This is a genomic window from Pseudonocardia adelaidensis, from assembly GCF_039543345.1.
In the GTDB taxonomy this organism is placed as follows: domain Bacteria; phylum Actinomycetota; class Actinomycetes; order Mycobacteriales; family Pseudonocardiaceae; genus Pseudonocardia; species Pseudonocardia adelaidensis.
This window is the reverse complement of the sequence record NZ_BAABJO010000001.1, coordinates 104,505-120,906: the sequence shown is the minus strand read 5'-3', so window position 1 is coordinate 120,906 and position 16,402 is coordinate 104,505. Positions and strand designations below refer to the sequence as shown.

The following is a 16,402-nucleotide window of genomic DNA, read 5'->3' as shown; positions in this document are numbered from 1 at the left end:
GGGTCGAAGAGACTCACGATAGGACCATCGATTGTCGGTGTCCAGGGGAGTGACCTGGTAGATCCGTCTCAAAGTGAGATCGTGGGGTGTGGGGCTCGCCGGGCTTCCTGCAGGTGGCGGATGCGGCGGGCGCGTCGGTAGGGCCGTTCGCCCTGAGATTCCGGGACAAGTGGCTCGCGGCGCCCACGGGAATTGAGATCCGGCGGACGAAAATGTCGACTCCGCAGGACCCGTGGCGCGAAATATCGATCCAATTGCGGTGGATCGAGGGCTCGGGACCCGTCGGCCAGAACTCCTGCCCCAACGGTGTTGCCGGTCGAGCTCCGCCGCGCCGCCGTTCGCATTCCGTTCATCCGGGCGGGGCGATGCGGGGTGGGATCTGCCGGACGAAGCTGGCCCCCAGCGCCCGGCGCGGGCAAGAAGGAGGCGAGGTCGATGGTGCATGCGCGGTACGAAGTCCGGGTGAACGGCCGTCTCTCCGAGCGTGCTCGAGGCGCGTTCTGCAGGATGGACGTCCGCCTCGTCCCTCCACAGACGATCGTGTTCGGCGAGGTGGCCGAGCAGTCCGAGCTGTGTGATCTGCTCGCGCTCTGCAGCGCCATGGGGCTGGAAGTGGTCTCCCTGCAGCGGTTGCCGGACTGACGTTCCGCTCCCGGGGATCGACGGATGTGCCTGCTCGAGGTGACGGTCCGTCGTCAGTCCGTGAACCAGATCTCTGCGAGGTCCGCTGCGGCGAGCTCCTGATCCTGGGCGATCCGCTCGAGCGCCTCCGCCAGGCCGAGCGACAGCGCCACGGCGAAGTCGCAGAGTCCGGCTGCGCCCTCGTTCCCCGCTATCTGGTCCACGAGATCCCGCAGGACGGTCAGTCCGCGCTCGTAGCTGTGGTCATCGGACAGCACGGCGCGCATGGCATCGAGGAGGTTCCGCTGGGAATGTGCCTCTGGGGGCGGATGATCCACGCTCGTGCTCCTCAAGCCGACGGCAGGGGGGCGTTACCGTCTTCGACCGGGTGGCCGGGCAGACTGTAGTCTGCGCGGCCGAGCTGTTCTTCACCCGACCCGACGGATGGTGAATCGCAATCCGTGGCCCTCCGGTTGCTTTGTGGGTACGCTGAGTTACGATGCCTGGAGCCTCGGGGGCTGCAGGCACACGATCGAGCTATATCCGGCCGGCGCCGGAGGAGCAGCGCGTGAGCGAGGACAGGACGGGTAGGGGCGAGTCCATCGATCTCTACGCCCGAAGGCGAGCTTACGACATGGTACGAGCAGTGCTGGCCGACGACCGGGGGCGAGGCGAGTCCGCGGCGCGGAACGTGGCCGTTGCCGTTCTCGCCGAGGCCGAGATCGACGGCCTGGCCGAGGTCGTCGTCGATCTGTCGCTGAGGCTCGCGTCGGCGCTCGAGCGGATCGCCGCCGACCAGCGTCTGGCCGCCGTCGACCTCGCCGAGGTGTGGTACTCGGACTGAGCACGATCGCTCAGCGCAGCAGCCCGCGCTCGAATGCCGTGGTCACGGCATTCCGCCCTGCTGCGCACCCCGAGCTTGCGGTAGATCATCCGCATCCGGGCCTGCGCCTCGCCGCCGGCGAGGTGGGCACTTGCCTCCACCAGTTGCGCTTCGACGAGGGTGTGCGGCAGGACCGATGCGACGGTGCCGGCCAGGATGGGCTCGACGTCCGCGCGCGCAGCCTGACCCCGCCCCGCCGAGAGCTCGGCCCACGCTCGCATGAGCAGTACTTCCCCCGGCACGTCGGCGCGGTCGGAGAGCCAGTCGACGACGGCGCGGGCTTCGGCCGACCGGCCGAGCACCACCGCCGCGTGGTGCTCCAGCGCTGCCAGCGAGGCTGCCTGTCCGGCGCTCAACGGGAGGGCCCCGAGGTCGGCCCTCGCCTGCTGCATCCGCTGCAGCCCCTCGCGCTGCCGACCCGCGTCGAACAGCGCGGCGCCCTGCACGGCCCGCAGCGCGAACACGAGCCGTGGCCGGAGCGCGGTCGCGCCCCGGCGCTGCCCTTCGATCGCGTAGCGGCGCGCCTCGACCGGCTCGGCCCGCATCAGCGCGGAGTAGGCGAGCATCCATCGCGCGGAGGCCGACCAGGGCGATCGATCCCATCCGTGGGTGGTCCCTGATGCGACGGTCCCGGTCGCCGCTGCCGTCATCGTCCGGTGGTCCCCGGCGACGCCGGCCGCGCCCGCGAGCAGCGCCGAGCACTCCATCTCGAGGTAGCGGAAGCCGTGCCGACGCGAGAGGTCGAGCGCAGCTTCCAGTACCGTCGACGCCGCCTCCGGGGCGGCGTCGGCGAGAAGGGCCCGCCACCGATGCTCACGAGGGCCAGAGCGCTCCACCCCGGGGCGTCGAACCGTCCCGGCCCGTCGTCGAGCGAGTGGAGATCGCCAGCGAGGTCGGCGGCGGATGCCGCGGCGAACAGTTCGGCGACGGAGCGGAGAACGGCGAGCCGCGGATCGGGTTCAGCGGGGAACAGCTCACCAGCGCGCCGGATGTCGGCCTCGGGCCAGGATCCGGTCGTGTCCCCGTCCTCGATGCGGATCAACGCGGAGCAGGGGGTGAGCCAGGGATCGCTCTCGACGACTCGCTCACCCAGCCTGACGAGCGCCCGGCGGAGCTCGGAATGCCTGCCGGTCACCAGGAGCACCGCCGCGTACCGGATGCACCAGTTCGACGAGCAGTCCGCAGTCGGCGCTCCTCAGGGCGTGGGCCGTCGCTGCGAGGGGATCGCCGGGTGCCATCCACCGGCGCCCCGTGAGGGATGGAGATCGCCCTGCGCTTCCCGTGTTCGGAAGAGTCGGCCGGCAGGTGCGTTCGAAGTCAGCGGCTGCCTGCTCCAACTCTCGGATCTGCACTCGGCGACCTCCGTGCGCTCGTCCGTGTGTTGGTCCGGCTCGACATCGGCGGCCCGGTCTTCGGGCTCGTCGTGACCGCGCGCATCACCCGCACGAGGTGATGAGGCTCCGCTGCACGTGCCGCCGCGTGGTCCCCGCACCAGCGCCGGGATCGCCGGTAGGACGTGGGTCTCAGCCGGTCGTGGATCACGGCCGGTCGGGGTCCGCGCGGTTCGACGCGTTGCCCTGGACGGCGATCGCGCCCGCGTCCGCCTCGGCGCCCGCCCGCTCCTGCTCCTCGTGGCCGATCTTGCGGGCGTCGAAGACCCGCATCCGGCCGGAGTGGGCAGCCGCGCAGGTGAGCGGGCGCCCGGTGTCGACGAACCGCTCCCGCAGCAGCACGGAGCAGTCCGGGTCGGCGAGCTCGACGTGCCAGTCCGTGCCGCCGTCCGGGCCCCGGTCGCGGGTGACGTGCACGAGACGCAGGTCGTCCACGCCGAAGGCGCCGGTGGCCATGCGGGCGTGGTGCTGCGCGGCCTGGACCGCGGGCGGCAGCGCCGACCGTCCGCGCACGACGCGCGGCTCGAGGCGGCCGCGGCGGTAGCCCTCGACCACCGCGGGGGCGTCGGCCGGGTCGAGGCCCGCCAGCACGTAGCCGTGGGGGAGGAGCACCACGGCGGGCGCGAAGCGGCACCCGCCCACGTGGGTGGTCTCCCAGACGGCCTCGGGGTCCTCGGCGGCGAGCGCGGCGGCCACCGGGCGGCCGCGGACGGCGCAGCAGGTGTCGTGCCGGCCGTGGGTGCAGACGAGAACCAGCGGCCCGTCGTACGGCTCGCCGGGCGCGTCGACGACGGCCGGCAGCCGCGACTCGGTGGCGTAGGTGCCCGTCAGCACCGCCTCCCGGCCCGGCCGGGCGTCGACCCGGAACCAGCGACGGGGCCCGCCGGTACGCGCCCGTCCGGGCCGGCGCACCAGCACCACCCTGGCCCGTGCCCGCGCCGCCCAGTCGGCCAGCTCGGCCGCCACCGCGACCGGCAGCGCGGCCAGCGCCTGCGCGGGCCACGGTCCCGGGTGCTCGACGAGCAGCCACCGGTCGCCGGGCGGTGCTGTGCCCTCCAGCGGGTCGCCCGCCGCCTGGGCGGCGAACGAGCAACGCGGCCAGGGGCCCGTCACGGCGTCGTCACGCCCGCGACGCCGGCACCAGCACGCCCTCCCGGAGGAGGCGGCGCACCAGCACCAGCTGGTCGGCTTCGTCCATCCCGGGGAGGTTACCCACGAGACACGCCTCTGCCGAGAGCAGCGCGCGCAGCGGTTCCGCGCACGCGGCCGGCAGGTCGACCCGCCGGTCGGGCAGCTCCAGCAGCACCCGCTCCCCGCACGGGACGAGGCGGTGGCGCAGGCCCGTCCGCAGCCGGACCACGTCGCCCACGGCGAGGCCCGCCGCGAACGCGGCCGCCGCGACCGGGCCCACCGGCTCCGGCCGCCCGCCCTGCCACACCCGGCGCCGGGCGTGCCGGACCACCTCATCGGCGTCGACGCCCGCCAGCGCGCCGGCGAGCGCGGCGCGCACGGCCTCGAGGTGCGGCGCGAGCGCGGCCGGGTCGGCCACGTCGATCCCGAGCGGCAGCGACGCCCGCAGCCGCGGGTCCTTCGCCACGACGGCCATCAGCGCCTCGACCAGCGCGAACCGCGTGACGACGTGTACGCCGAGGGTCAGGTGCGCCGAGACGCCGCCGAGCGCGGTGGCCGCGTGCAGCCAGCCGCGAGGGAGGTAGAGCGCGTCTCCGGGCTCGAGGACCGCGTCGAGGGCCGGAGCGTCGTCGCGGGCGCGGGCTGCGACCGCGTCCGCGTGGTCGTTCCACGGCTGGTCGCGCAGCGGGTGGGGGTGCACGGGCGCGTGCACCGTCCAGTGCTTGCTGCCTGCGAGCTGCAGCACGAACACGTCGTGCACGTCGTAGTGGGCGGAGAACCCGCGCGACTGCTGCGGGGTGACGTAGGCGTTGGCCTGCACCGGGTGCCCGAGCTCTGCGCCGAGCCGGGTGGAGAACTCGCCGACGGCGGGCCACGTGCGGTGCAGCGCCTGCAGCACGATCGTGGTGCCGTCAGCGAAGAGCGCCGCCACTGCGTCGTCGCGGACCTGGTCGGCGATCTCCGCGCCCACACCGCCGGGGCCGGTGAACGAGCGGGAGTCGACCACCGCGCCGTCGCGGGCCAGCCGCACGAACGGCGTCCGCAGCCCGCGGCGGGACAGCAGCTCGTCGACGCCGTCGAGGTCGAGCAGGTCGCGGAACCCGTCGCGGTCGCGGCCCCTGGCCAGCAGCGGCGTGCGTCCCCAGTGCCGCTCGGCGAACTCGGCCGCGGCGAGGCCGGTGACGCGGCTGAGCGGGGTGGCCGGGCGCACCTCGTCGGCGCGCCCGGCCGGATGTGCGGTCCGCTCAGCGGGCACCGCTGTCGGCGCCTCCGTCCGCGCCTCCGTCGGAGACGCCCGGCGTACCGCCGCCGGCACCCGCGTCGGCGGGCCCTTCCGCGCCGCCGTCGGCGCCCCCGTCCTCGACACCCGGGGTGCCACCCGCGCCTGCGTCGGCCGGTCCCTCCGCGCCGCCGTCGGCGGCGCCGTCGTGGACACCTGGCGTGCCGCCGCTCGCACCGGCGTCCGCCGGACCCTCGGTCCCACCGCCACCGGTGGTGGTCATGTCGTCGTCGTCGAGAGCCATGGTTCCTCCTCGAGTGGGTGCGCCACCGGACGGCGGCGCTCCGGGCCTACCCACCCGGAGGGGCGACTAACACGGTCGGGGCGAGCCTCCCCCGGTAGCGTCCGCCGATGCGGAACCGGAGCGCCGCTACGCTCGTTCGGTAAAGGGCGGGTAATGGGACGAGGCGGAGGAACGCGTGCTCGAGATCAGCGGGCTCACCTGGGCGGGGACGATCGGGGTGGTCGTGCTGCTCCTCGCGCTCGACCTGGTGCTGGCCGCCGCGCGGCCGCACCGCGTCGGCTTCCGGGAGGCCACCGCGTGGTCGGTCTTCTACGTCCTGGTGGCGGTGGCGTTCGGGGTCTGGTTCGCGATGGCCCACGGCGCCGACTTCGGCACCCAGTACTTCGCCGGCTACATCGTCGAGAAGAGCCTCTCGGTCGACAACCTGTTCGTCTTCGTGATCATCATGACGACGTTCGCGGTGCCCGAGGAGCACCAGCACAAGGCGCTGACCTTCGGCATCATCCTGGCGCTGATCATGCGCGGGATCTTCATCGCGCTCGGCGCCACCCTGCTGTCGCTGTTCTCGTTCATGTTCCTCGTGTTCGGGGTCCTGCTGATCTACACGGCGGTGCAGCTGTTCCGGCACCGCGACGAGGACCCGGACGTCGAGGACAACGCGGTCGTCCGCACGGCCCGCCGGGTGCTCCCGATCACCGACGAGTACGTCGGGGGCAGGCTCGTCACGCGCGTCGACGGGCGCCGGATGGCCACGCCGCTGTTCATCGTGCTGGTCGCCATCGGCAGCATCGACCTGCTGTTCGCGCTCGACTCGATCCCCGCGGTCTTCGGCGTCACCTCCGAGGCCTACATCGTGTTCGTGGCCAACGCGTTCGCCCTGCTCGGCCTGCGTGCCCTGTACTTCCTGGTGAAGGGCCTGCTCGACCGGCTCGTCTACCTGTCCACCGGGCTCGCGATCATCCTCGGCTTCATCGGGATCAAGCTGATCCTGCACTGGGCCCACGAGGACATCTCCACCGCCGTCCCCGAGATCACCACGCCGGTCAGCCTCGGCGTCATCATCGGCGTGCTGGTGATCGTCACGGTGGCGAGCCTGATCAAGACCCGGAAGGACCCCACGATCACCGCGCACGCGGGCTCGCTCCGGGCGCGCAAGCCCACCCGGGTCGAGGGGCGCGAGTGATGACGGCCGCGTTCTGCGGGTCTCGGCCGTAGCCGCCGCAACGCGGCGTCACCGCAGCCGGTCGGTGACCGCGCGCAGCGCGCGGCCGACGGCCCGCAGGTCCTCCGGTTCGATCACATCGACGAAGTGCTCCCGCACCGTGCGCAGGTTGTCCGGCGCGGCGCGCTGCAGCGTCGCGCACCCGGTCTCGGTGATCCGGGCGAGCACGCCGCGCTTGTCCTCGGCGCTCCGCTCCCGTCTGACGAGTCCGCGTGCCTCCAGGCCGCCGATGCAGTGGGAGAGCCTGCTGCGGGAGTAGTACGCCAGCGCCGCGAGTTCGGCCATCCGCATCGACTGCCCCTCCGCCTCCGAGAGCCGCACCAGGATCTCGTAGTCCGCCAAGGTCAGCCCGTGTTGTTCCCGCAGGGTCCGGTCGAGCAGGTCGATGAACCGGATCGATCCTTCGATGAACGCTCGCCAGTCGCGTTGCTGCTCCGCGTCCAGCCACTCGGTCACCCGGAGAGCGTAACAGTTGAGATCTTCAACTAAATCTCGTAAGGTAGTTGAAGGCTTCAACCAAGGGGGTCGCGGTGTCGAACGACGCATGGGTGATTCAGGCGAGGGACGCGGAGACCGTCGAGAGCCCCACGCTGTGGCTCTTGGCGGACGGCAGCCACACCGGAGGGCTGCTCGGCGCGAACCGGCTCTACCTCCAGGCCGGGGCACCCGGCACCAAGCCGCACTACCACGAGCGATCCGCGGAGGCCTTCTACGTGTTGGACGGGGCGTTGCGGATGCTGGTCGGGACCGAGCTGGTCACCGTGGACCGGGGCGGTTACGTGGTGATCCCGGCCCGGGTACGGCATGCGTTCGCCGCGAGCCCGGACACGTTCGCGGACCTGTTCATCACGCTGGTGCCCGGCGTCGAGCGGTTCGGCTACTTCCGACTACTGCCGGAGATCCTGCGCGGGAACCTGCCGGACGGCGAGGTCGCCCGGGTCCATGAACAGTACGACGTCCACTTCGTCGAGAGCCCGGAATGGGACGCGGCCGGCGCGACGCCGTGACCGGAGGGTGCGACGGGCCCGGCGGCGCGAGATGGCCGGTCGAGCTCAGCCGGCGTGCCCGCAGTCCGAGCGCCGGGGCCCTCGTCCGACCCCGGATTCAGATGCCGTACCGCCAGATCGTCAGGGCGTAGCCGCCGAACCAGGCCGATGCCAGCGTCGCGGCCACCACCACCGCTACGGCGGTGCCCGGCCGGCGCCGGGCCAGGCCGGACGCCACCGGGAGCAGCAGGACGAACGCCGGGACGAGCAGCCGCAGCTTGGCGTTCATCAGCCCGTGGGTGCCCCACACCGGCAGCAGCGCGAACGCGGCGTACCCGACCAGCGGCCACGGCGTCCGCTGCGTCACCATGAGGCCGAGCAGGACGAGGCTGCCGACGAGTGCCACCGCCGTGACGGCGTCGAACACGCGCTCGCCCCCGGCGAGCACGCCGCCGAGGTAGCGGGCGGTGGCGGCGCCGCCGTCGAGGTACCAGCCCCAGCCGCCACGCTGGATGCGGAACCAGCCGTCGAGCGCGCCCGTCCGGGCGGCGACCCAACCGAGGTAGCCGAGGACGCCGCTGCCCGCGAGCAGGCCGCCCGCCCAGGGACGCCACCCGCCGCGCCGGGCGAGCACGGCCGCGAGCGCGGCCAGCCCGACCGCGGCCACGACGGCGGACGCGGTGGGCCGCACCAGCCCGGCGGCGGCCGCGCAGAGCCCGGCGAGCAGCCACTGCTCGCGCAGCACGCCGACCAGCGCCCACGCCACCACTGCGCAGAAGAGGGCCTCGGTGTAGGCCATCGACAGCACGACGCTCATCGGCGTGGCCGCGAACAGCGCCGTGAGCAGCAGCCCGGTGCGGCGGGACCCGCCGGGCACCAGCTCCCCGATCCGGGTCGTCCCGTACGCGGCGGCCACGCCGGCCACCGCGGCGACGAGCAGGCCTGCGGCGGCGAGGTTGCCGCCGGCCAGGACGCCCACGGCGGCGACGAGCGCGGGGTACCCCGGGAAGAAGCCGAGCGGGGTGTCCGGCGCGTGGTTGCCGAACGCGTCGAGCATGTCGGAGGGGACACCGCCGTAGCCGTGCTCGGCGATCGCGAGCAGCCACGCCGCGTCCCAGCTGGTGAGCTCCGGCACCAGCCGCGACCCACCGGCCATGAGGGCGAGCACGGCGACGCCCACCGCCCTGATGCCGAGGTAGACCCCGGCCGGCGCCAGCGCGTGCGCGACCCGCGGCCACGCCGGCGCGCCGGTGCTCTGCGTGGCATCGGCCGCGGCCATCACGGCTCCTCTCGTCACCATGATCCTCCCGGACCCGCTGCACCCAGGCATCCGCCGGTCCGCGAGGTCGTAGATCGTGTGACGAGGAGAACGCCACGACGGATGCGCGGTTCGAGGCCGGGTACGGCGAGCCGTGGACCCCCGGCGCCGCGTGCTCGCCGGGCCGCTGACGGTGGAGGAGGCACGTCACCGTCATACGTCGAACCGGTCGAATGATCGACAGAACGGCTCGGGAGGTCCAAGCTAGGGCGCCGGATCATCGAGGACCAGGGGGCGCGCGTGACCGGATCGGGGAACGGGGCATCCCCGCTGCTGCAGGCGCGCGACCTGCGCAAGAGCTACGGCTCGGTGCAGGCGCTGCGCGGGGCGTCGTTCGACCTCGCGGCCGGTGAGGTCGTGGCCCTCATCGGCGACAACGGGGCGGGCAAGTCCACGCTGGTCAAATGCCTGTCCGGCGTGGAGCAGCCGGACTCGGGGGAGATCCTCATCGACGGTGCGCCGGTCGTGCTGAACTCACCGACGGCCGCGCGGGCGCACGGCATCGAGACCGCCTACCAGGACCTCGCCGTCGCCCCCGACCTCGATCCCGCCGCCAACCTGTTCCTCGGCCGCGAGCTGCGCCGCCCCGGGCTGCTCGGCGCGCTCGGCATGCTCGACAAGGCGGCGATGCGCCGCGAGGCGGCGGAGCAGTTCTCGCGCCTCGGCGTCACCCTGCAGGACATCGACGTGCCGATCGGGTCGCTGTCCGGTGGCCAGCGCCAGAGCGTCGCCGTGGCCCGCTCGGTCGTGTGGGCCAGCCGCGTGGTGTTCCTCGACGAGCCGACGGCCGCGCTCGGGGTCGTGCAGCGCGAGCGGGTGCTCGACGTCGTCCGCAAGGTGCGCGACACGGGCATCGCGGTCGTGCTGATCAGCCACAACATGCCCGAGGTGCTCGCCGTGGCCGACCGGATCGAGGTGCTGCGGCTCGGCGCGCGCGTCGCCCGGTTCACGGCGTCCGACGTCACGCTCGAGCAGTTGGTCGGTGCCATGACGGGTGCGCTCACCCAGGAGGAGGAGCGGTGACCGAGACCGAGGTCCGGGAGCCCGCGGAACGGTCGCTGGTCCAGCGGATGGTCGCCGCGTCGACGTTCTGGATCGCGCTGGTGCTGGTGGTGCTGTGCGTGCTGTTCAGCGCGCTGCGCCCGGACGCGTTCCCCACCCTCTTCACGCTGCAGACGCTCCTGATCGAGGCGTCGGTGCTGCTCGTGCTGTCCGTCGGGATGACGTTCGTGATCATCACGGCCGGCATCGACCTGTCCGTCGGGTCGGTCCTGGTGTTCGCCGGGGTCGTCGCGGCCACCCTGATGGAGTCGCTCAGCGGAGGGGACGCGTCCGACGCCGGCCCGGGGGTCGTGCTCGCCGGCCTGGTCGCCGCGGTCGTCGGCGGCGGCGTGTGGGGCCTGCTCAACGGCCTGCTCGTCGCGATGGCGCGGATCCCGCCGCTGATCGTCACGCTCGGGTCCTTCGGCGCCGCGCTCGGCGCGGCCCAGCTGATCACCGACGGCGTAGATGTGCGCACGGTGCCGAAGGCGCTGCGCGACGGGCTGGGCTTCGGGCAGACCCTGCAGGTGCCGCACATGGTGGCGCTCGCCGCCGTCGTGACGCTGGCGGGCGCCTGGCTGCTGCACACCACCCGGTTCGGCCGCCGGACGTTCGCGGTCGGGTCGAACGCCGAGGCGGCCAGGCGGGCCGGGATCCCGGTGCGCGGCCACCTCGTGCGCGTCTACACGGGCGTCGGGCTGCTGGCGGGGCTCGCCGGGTTCATGTCGCTCGCCTACTTCGGCACCACCACGATCAGCGGGCACTCGACGGACAACCTCAACGCGATCGCCGCGGTGGTGCTGGGCGGCACTTCCCTGTTCGGCGGCGTCGGCACGGTCTTCGGCACGGTGATCGGCGTGTTCATCCCCGCGGTGCTGACGAAGGGCTTCGTCATCGTCGGGGTGCAGCAGTTCTGGCAGCCGGTGGCGATCAGCGCAGTGCTGGTGGCCGCCGTGTGGTTCGACCAGGTCCGGCGGCGGTCCAGGGACCGCGGGTGAGGAGGAGCGCAGTGAGCGAGCGAACCAGTGTCACAGCGCCTGCGCGAAGCGCCGGCCGAGCGCACCGAGGCCTGCGATGAGGCGCACGCGGGTGGGTATTGCGGTGGTCGCGGCAGCGTTTGCGCTGCTCGCGGCCGGTTGCGGGAGCAGCGGGACGATCGGTCAGAACTCGGGCGGGGGCGGCGAGGCCCCCGCCAACAAGAACCTGGTGCTCCTGCCGGGGGTCAAGGCCGAGCCGTTCTACATCTCGATGCAGTGCGGCGCCCAGGAGGAGGCCGCCAAGCTGGGGTACCAGCTCAGCACGCAGGCCCCCGACCAGTTCGAGGCGGCCCTGCAGACCCCGATCGTCACGGGCGTGCTCGCCACCCGCCCGGCCGGTGTGCTGATCGCGCCCACCGACGACGTCGCGCTCGCCAACCCGATGACCCAGCTCAAGGGCGCCGGCATCAAGGTCGTCGAGGTGGACACCAGGCTCCAGGACGAGTCGGTGGCCCTCTCGACCGTGTCGTCGAACAACGAGCAGGGCGGGCGGCTCGCGGCGCAGACGGTGGCGCAGCTGATCGGTGACAAGGGCAAGGTGATGGTGCTCAACACGAAGGCGGGCACGTCCACCACCGACGCCAGGGCGAAGGGGTTCGAGGAGGAGATCGCGGGCCACCCCGGCATCACCTACGTGGGCCAGGAGTACACCGACAACCAGCCTTCGGTGGCGGCGCAGAAGGTGTCGGCGAAGCTGTCGAGCGACCCCGATCTCGCCGCCGTGTTCGCCACCAACCTGAACACCGGCGAGGGGGCGGCCACCGGGCTGCGCAACGCGGGCAAGACCGACCAGGTGCGCCTCGTCGGGTTCGATGCGAGCCCGAACCAGGTCGAGGCCATGCGCTCGGGTGAGGTGGCCGCGCTGATCGCCCAGGACCCGGCCACGATCGGACGCGAGGGTGTGGATCAGGTCGTGGCGGCGATCGAGGGAAAGCCGGTGGAGCGGGAGATCCAGACGGACCTGGTCGCGATCACCCAGGCCGACATGGACTCGAAGTCGCAGTACTTCTACAAGACGGCCTGCTGATCAGCCATAACGTCTCACAGGCTGGCTCCGAGACACCTCCATGGCCACTCTCGACGCCCGCGAGCTGTACCGGCGCGCCTCCGCGGAGTTCTCCGCGCGCGTCCACCGCGTCGGCGACCGCTGGGCCGCCCCGACCCCGTGCGCGGACTGGGACGTCCGCATGCTGGTCCGGCACCTCGTCGAGGAGGAGCGGTGGGCCCCGCCCCTCCTCGGCGGCGCGACGATCGCCGAGGTGGGCGACCGGTTCACCGGCGACCTCCTCGGGGCCGACCCGATCGCGGCCGTGGACGACGCGGTGCCGCGTGCGGTCGATGCCGTCGAGCCCGACGACGCCCTGACCCGGACCGTGCACCTGTCGTTCGGCGACGTCCCGGGTCGCGAGTACGTCATGCAGCTCGCGGCCGACCACCTGGTGCACGCCTGGGACCTGGGGCAGGCGCTCGGCGACGACACCGCGCTCGACGCGGACGCGGTCGCGACCGTCCGCGAGTGGTTCGCGCCGGTCGAACCGCTCTACCGGCAGGCCGGCGTCATCGGGCCGCGGGCCGCGCTCCCGGGTTCCGCGAGCCCGCAGGACGAGCTGCTCGCGATGTTCGGCCGGAGCCCGGCGCTCGCGGCGGTGCAGCGCTTCAACGCCGCGTTCGGCGCGAAGGACGTCGACGCGATCATGGCGGCGATGACGCCGGACTGCGTCTTCGAGGACACCACGGCCCCGGACGGCGGCCGTCACACCGGGGCCGCCGAGGTGCGGGCGGCGTGGGAGGCGCTGTTCGGCGGAGCACCGAACGCCCTCTTCACCGCCGAGGAGCTGTTCGCGGCGGGGGACCGGGTCGTGCAGCGGTGGCGGTACGAGTGGAGCGACGGGCACGTTCGCGGGGTGGACCTGTTCGCCGTCCGAGGGGGGCGGGTCGCGGAGAAGCTGTCCTACGTCAAGGGGTGACAGCCTCTAGTGCAGAATGCAATACTGCAGACTGCACTAGGAGGCGTGGATGTCCTTGCAGCGCGCCGACCGGGACCTCCCGTCGCTCACGGTGCTCGCCCTGCTCACGACGGGGCCGCGGCACACGTACGAGATGCACCGGCTGATGGTCGACACGCACAAGGACTTCGTGACCGGGCTGCCGCGCAGCATGTACCACGCCGTCGAGCGGCTGCTGCGCGCCGAGCTGATCGAGGTGGTGCGCACCGATCGGGCGGAGGGACGTCCCGAACGGACGGTGTACGGCCTCACCGACACCGGCCGGGCCGAGCTGGCGGAGCGGGTGCGGCGGCTGCTCGAGCACCCGGACCCCGACTCCACCCTGTTCGTCGCCGCGCTGTCGTTCCTCGGCTGCCTGCAGGTGTCGCAGGCACGGGCGGCGCTCGACGTGCGCCGGGCCGAGCTGGAGCGGCGGGTCGACGACGTGCGGGCGGCGCTCGCCGGGGTGTCGGGGCTCCCGCGCCTGCTGCTCGTGGAGGCCGAGTTCGAGATCGCCCGCCTCTCGGCCGAACGCGACTGGGTCGCTGCACTCGTCGCCGACCTCGACGGCGGCCGGCTCGACTGGCCCGCCGACATCCGGGAGCTGGAGGTGCCGCCCGTGACGTAGCCGAGAACGGCCCGGGCGGCGGCGTTGCCCCGCCCCCGCCCGGACCACCGCTTCGGCGACCCGAGCCGCGCTCCACGGGAACTGCACCGGTGAGCGTACGGCCTCGCGTCGCGTCCATCCCGCACTCACCGGAAGGAACCCGGCATGCCCACGTCCGTCGAGGACACCCTGACCCGCCTCGCCGCCGCCTGGAACGACGGCGACGCCACCGCCTACGCAGACCTGTTCACCCCCGACGCCACCTACGTGATCTTCGACGGCACGGTCGTGCGCGGCCGCACAGCCATCGAGGAGGGGCACCGCGCGCTCTTCGCCGGCCCGCTGCGCGGCTTCCGGATGGAGCCGCCGACGGCCACCGTCCCCGTCCGGTACCTGGGCGGCGGCGTCGCCCACGTGCTCGCCGCCGGAGGCACCCGCCCCCCGGGGCAGGAGGGGATGACGCCGGACCGGGCGTCGGTCGTCTCCTTCCTGCTGGTGCGGGAGGGGGACGACTGGAAGATCGCCGCCTTCCAGAACACGAGGGCGCAGGGCTGACCTCCGGCCCTCCGGTGGCGATGCGCCGTGGCCGGTGACCACGAGGCGTTGACGCATTCCGATATAGGCATATGATGGCGACCGTGGCACGAGCGGCGACGACCTCGGATGCGTTCAACGCGATCGCCGAGCCGCAGCGGCGGGAGATCCTGGTCCTGCTGCGGGGCGGCGAGCGTCCGGTGACCGAGCTGGCGCGGGATCTGGGGATGAGCCAGCCGCAGGCGTCCAAGCACCTGCGGGTGCTCCGGGAGGTCCGGCTGGTGCGGGTCCGCGGGGCGGGCAAGCAGCGGCTGTACGGCCTGGACGCCCGCGGGCTGCGGCCGGTGCACGAGTGGCTGGGCGGCTTCGAGCGGTTCTGGAGCGGGAGCTTCGACCGGCTGGACGAGTACGTGCAGAACCTGGAACAGGCGAGGCGGGAGGAACCACCGGATGGCGACGACCAGTAGCGGCGGCGAGCCCGAACACGCGACCGCGGACCGCGAGATCGTGATGTCCCGGGTCATCAGCGCACCACGGGAGCTGGTGTTCGAAGCGTTCACGCAGGTCCGGCACCTGTCGCGGTGGTGGGGACCGGAGGGGTTCTCCACCAGCACGCGGTCCTTCGAGTTCCGCGTCGGCGGGGCCTGGGACTTCGTGATGCACGGGCCGGACGGGACCGACTACCAGGAGTGGATCACCTGGCGGGAGATCGTCCCGCCGGAGCGGATCGCGCTGCTGCACGGCGAGTCCCGCGACGACCCCGACGCCTTCGAGTCGGTCCTGGCCTTCGAGCAGGCCGGCGACGAGACCCGCCTCGTGATGCGCACGGTGTTCCCCACCAAGGAACTCCGCGACGAGGCGGTGGAGAAGTACCACGCGGTCGAGGGCGGGGAGCAGACCCTGCGCAACCTGGCGGCGTACGTCGCCGATCTCAGCCGGAACGACACCGGCCGGATCGAGACCACCCCGAAGGGAGCGGCGAGCTGATGGCCGGGAAGGTGTTCTTCAGCGTGACGATGTCGCTCGACGGTTTCATGGCACCCGAGGCCGTGCCGGCCGAGGACGCCTTCTCGCCCGAGAAGCAGGACGACCCCGGCGTCAGGCGCTGGATGTCGAAGTGGTCGGAACTGCAGGCGTGGTTGTTCCCGCAGCGCTGGTTCCGGGAGAACCTCGAGCTCGGCGAGGGCGGCGAGGAAGGACTCGACAACGACATCGCACGGGCGACGTACGAGCGCACCGGCGCGAGCGTCATGGGCAAGCGCATGTTCGACCTCGGCGAGCAGGCATGGCCGGAGGCGGCGCCGTTCCACAGCCCGGTCTTCGTCGTGACCCACGAGGAGCGTGACCCGTGGGAGCGGCCGGGCGGCACCACCTTCCACTTCGTCAACGACGGCATCGAGAGCGCGCTCGACCAGGCCTGCGAGGCCGCCGGCGACCGCGACGTCCGCATCGCCGGCGGCGGCGAGACGATCCAGGAGTACCTGGACACCGGCCTGGTCGACGAGTTCTCGGTCACGCTCGCGCCGGTGCTGTTCGGCACCGGCATCCGCCTGTTCGACCGTGTGGACCCCGACCGCCTGGCCCTGAACCAGGTCCGCACCGCCGCCTCGAGCCGGGTGACCCACCTGACCTACACCGTCGGCAAGCGGTAGGGGCACTACCGGAGGCCGGGCCGCGGCATGATCGATCGTGCGGCACGAGTACGGGCGAATCGGGGGCGTGCTGCCCAGGCTTGATCAGCGCTTGCGGTTCTCCGGCCGCGCGGGTGCAGCTCTGTGACCGCTCTCGTCGATCACGGTCGCCGCGGGTGGGACCGCGGGGCGTTCAGCCGTAGGCAGCAGCCCGGGTTGCAGGCCGGGCAGCAGCGCGCTCGATCGGCGAAATCGCGATCTGGCGTCCACATACTCGCCCGCGGGCTGATCACTGTCCGGGCCACGGGCCTCGTGGGCGGTCATGGTGAGCCGGGTGGCGTGAGGTGGTGAGGCCTTTGGGGTGGGGGGCCTGGAGGTGTGAGGCGGGGGGTCTCGGGGGGCGGAGCCTCGCCGGGCGGGGTCTGGGGGTTGCACCCCCAGAAAATACGAACGGGCGAGGATGGTTCGCGCTTTCCGCGATCATGCCTCGCC

19 protein-coding genes are annotated in these 16,402 nt (G+C 72.9%); 12 read left to right on the top strand and 7 right to left on the bottom strand.

Annotated elements, in window-relative coordinates:
* The first annotated feature begins 435 nt into the window (after positions 1-435).
* Positions 436-642, top strand: a complete 207-nt coding sequence (locus ABEA81_RS00605) for a hypothetical protein (protein WP_345602467.1) — start codon at positions 436-438, stop codon at positions 640-642.
* Between the two features lie 53 nt (positions 643-695).
* Here the strand turns inward: ABEA81_RS00605 and ABEA81_RS00600 are convergent, their stop codons facing one another.
* From ABEA81_RS00600 to ABEA81_RS00580, 5 genes are all read right to left on the bottom strand, one after another.
* Complete coding sequence (locus ABEA81_RS00600) at positions 696-959, bottom strand: hypothetical protein (protein WP_345602466.1); 264 nt, start codon at positions 957-959, stop codon at positions 696-698.
* A gap of 289 nt (positions 960-1,248) precedes the next feature.
* A complete protein-coding gene (locus tag ABEA81_RS00595; RefSeq protein ID WP_345602465.1) occupies positions 1,249-2,340 on the bottom strand; it encodes an ATP-binding protein in 1,092 nt (363 codons plus the stop codon).
* A 702-nt stretch (positions 2,341-3,042) separates the two neighbouring features.
* Positions 3,043-4,008 carry a sucrase ferredoxin gene (locus ABEA81_RS00590; RefSeq protein WP_345602464.1) on the bottom strand — a complete coding sequence of 322 codons (966 nt, stop codon included), beginning with the start codon at positions 4,006-4,008 and terminating at the stop codon, positions 3,043-3,045.
* A gap of 7 nt (positions 4,009-4,015) precedes the next feature.
* Complete coding sequence (locus ABEA81_RS00585) at positions 4,016-5,281, bottom strand: cupin domain-containing protein (protein WP_345602463.1); 1,266 nt, start codon at positions 5,279-5,281, stop codon at positions 4,016-4,018.
* On the bottom strand, positions 5,271-5,549 hold the full coding sequence (locus ABEA81_RS00580; RefSeq protein ID WP_345602462.1) for a hypothetical protein: 279 nt from the start codon (positions 5,547-5,549) through the stop codon (positions 5,271-5,273). Before ABEA81_RS00580 ends, ABEA81_RS00585 begins: the two co-directional genes overlap by 11 nt.
* 175 nt (positions 5,550-5,724) lie before the next feature.
* Between ABEA81_RS00580 and ABEA81_RS00575 the strand changes: the two genes are divergently transcribed.
* A complete protein-coding gene (locus tag ABEA81_RS00575) occupies positions 5,725-6,732 on the top strand; it encodes a TerC family protein (protein WP_345602461.1) in 1,008 nt (335 codons plus the stop codon).
* A 48-nt stretch (positions 6,733-6,780) separates the two neighbouring features.
* Here the strand turns inward: ABEA81_RS00575 and ABEA81_RS00570 are convergent, their stop codons facing one another.
* Complete coding sequence (locus tag ABEA81_RS00570; RefSeq protein ID WP_345602460.1) at positions 6,781-7,227, bottom strand: MarR family winged helix-turn-helix transcriptional regulator; 447 nt, start codon at positions 7,225-7,227, stop codon at positions 6,781-6,783.
* Between the two features lie 92 nt (positions 7,228-7,319).
* Here ABEA81_RS00570 and ABEA81_RS00565 point away from each other — a divergent pair, with 92 nt between their 5' ends.
* Positions 7,320-7,778 (top strand): cupin domain-containing protein, encoded by a 459-nt coding sequence (locus tag ABEA81_RS00565; protein WP_345602459.1) that lies wholly within the window; start codon positions 7,320-7,322, stop codon positions 7,776-7,778.
* Between the two features lie 97 nt (positions 7,779-7,875).
* Here the strand turns inward: ABEA81_RS00565 and ABEA81_RS00560 are convergent, their stop codons facing one another.
* On the bottom strand, positions 7,876-9,036 hold the full coding sequence (locus ABEA81_RS00560) for a hypothetical protein (protein ID WP_345602458.1): 1,161 nt from the start codon (positions 9,034-9,036) through the stop codon (positions 7,876-7,878).
* Between the two features lie 279 nt (positions 9,037-9,315).
* Between ABEA81_RS00560 and ABEA81_RS00555 the strand changes: the two genes are divergently transcribed.
* The 9 genes from ABEA81_RS00555 (at position 9,316) to ABEA81_RS00515 (ending at position 15,931) form a co-directional block, all read left to right on the top strand.
* The gene (locus ABEA81_RS00555) at positions 9,316-10,098 is read left to right on the top strand and encodes an ATP-binding cassette domain-containing protein (RefSeq protein ID WP_345602457.1); all 783 of its coding nucleotides are present in this window, start codon (positions 9,316-9,318) and stop codon (positions 10,096-10,098) included.
* Between the two features lie 47 nt (positions 10,099-10,145).
* Entirely contained in the window at positions 10,146-11,114 is a 969-nt protein-coding gene (locus ABEA81_RS00550; protein ID WP_345602768.1) for an ABC transporter permease, read from the top strand.
* 76 nt (positions 11,115-11,190) lie between these two features.
* Positions 11,191-12,180, top strand: a complete 990-nt coding sequence (locus ABEA81_RS00545) for an ABC transporter substrate-binding protein (protein ID WP_345602456.1) — start codon at positions 11,191-11,193, stop codon at positions 12,178-12,180.
* Positions 12,181-12,220: 40 nt separating this feature from the next.
* Positions 12,221-13,120: a TIGR03086 family metal-binding protein gene (locus ABEA81_RS00540; RefSeq protein WP_345602454.1), complete on the top strand. Its 900-nt coding sequence runs from the start codon at positions 12,221-12,223 to the stop codon at positions 13,118-13,120.
* Positions 13,121-13,169: 49 nt separating this feature from the next.
* Positions 13,170-13,766 carry a PadR family transcriptional regulator gene (locus ABEA81_RS00535; protein ID WP_345602452.1) on the top strand — a complete coding sequence of 199 codons (597 nt, stop codon included), beginning with the start codon at positions 13,170-13,172 and terminating at the stop codon, positions 13,764-13,766.
* A gap of 144 nt (positions 13,767-13,910) precedes the next feature.
* Positions 13,911-14,300, top strand: a complete 390-nt coding sequence (locus ABEA81_RS00530; RefSeq protein ID WP_345602451.1) for an SgcJ/EcaC family oxidoreductase — start codon at positions 13,911-13,913, stop codon at positions 14,298-14,300.
* Positions 14,301-14,383: 83 nt separating this feature from the next.
* Positions 14,384-14,746 (top strand): ArsR/SmtB family transcription factor, encoded by a 363-nt coding sequence (locus ABEA81_RS00525; RefSeq protein WP_345602448.1) that lies wholly within the window; start codon positions 14,384-14,386, stop codon positions 14,744-14,746.
* Positions 14,730-15,266: an SRPBCC family protein gene (locus tag ABEA81_RS00520; protein ID WP_345602446.1), complete on the top strand. Its 537-nt coding sequence runs from the start codon at positions 14,730-14,732 to the stop codon at positions 15,264-15,266. Before ABEA81_RS00525 ends, ABEA81_RS00520 begins: the two co-directional genes overlap by 17 nt.
* A complete protein-coding gene (locus ABEA81_RS00515) occupies positions 15,266-15,931 on the top strand; it encodes a dihydrofolate reductase family protein (protein WP_345602445.1) in 666 nt (221 codons plus the stop codon). Before ABEA81_RS00520 ends, ABEA81_RS00515 begins: the two co-directional genes overlap by 1 nt.
* Positions 15,932-16,402 lie beyond the last annotated feature (471 nt).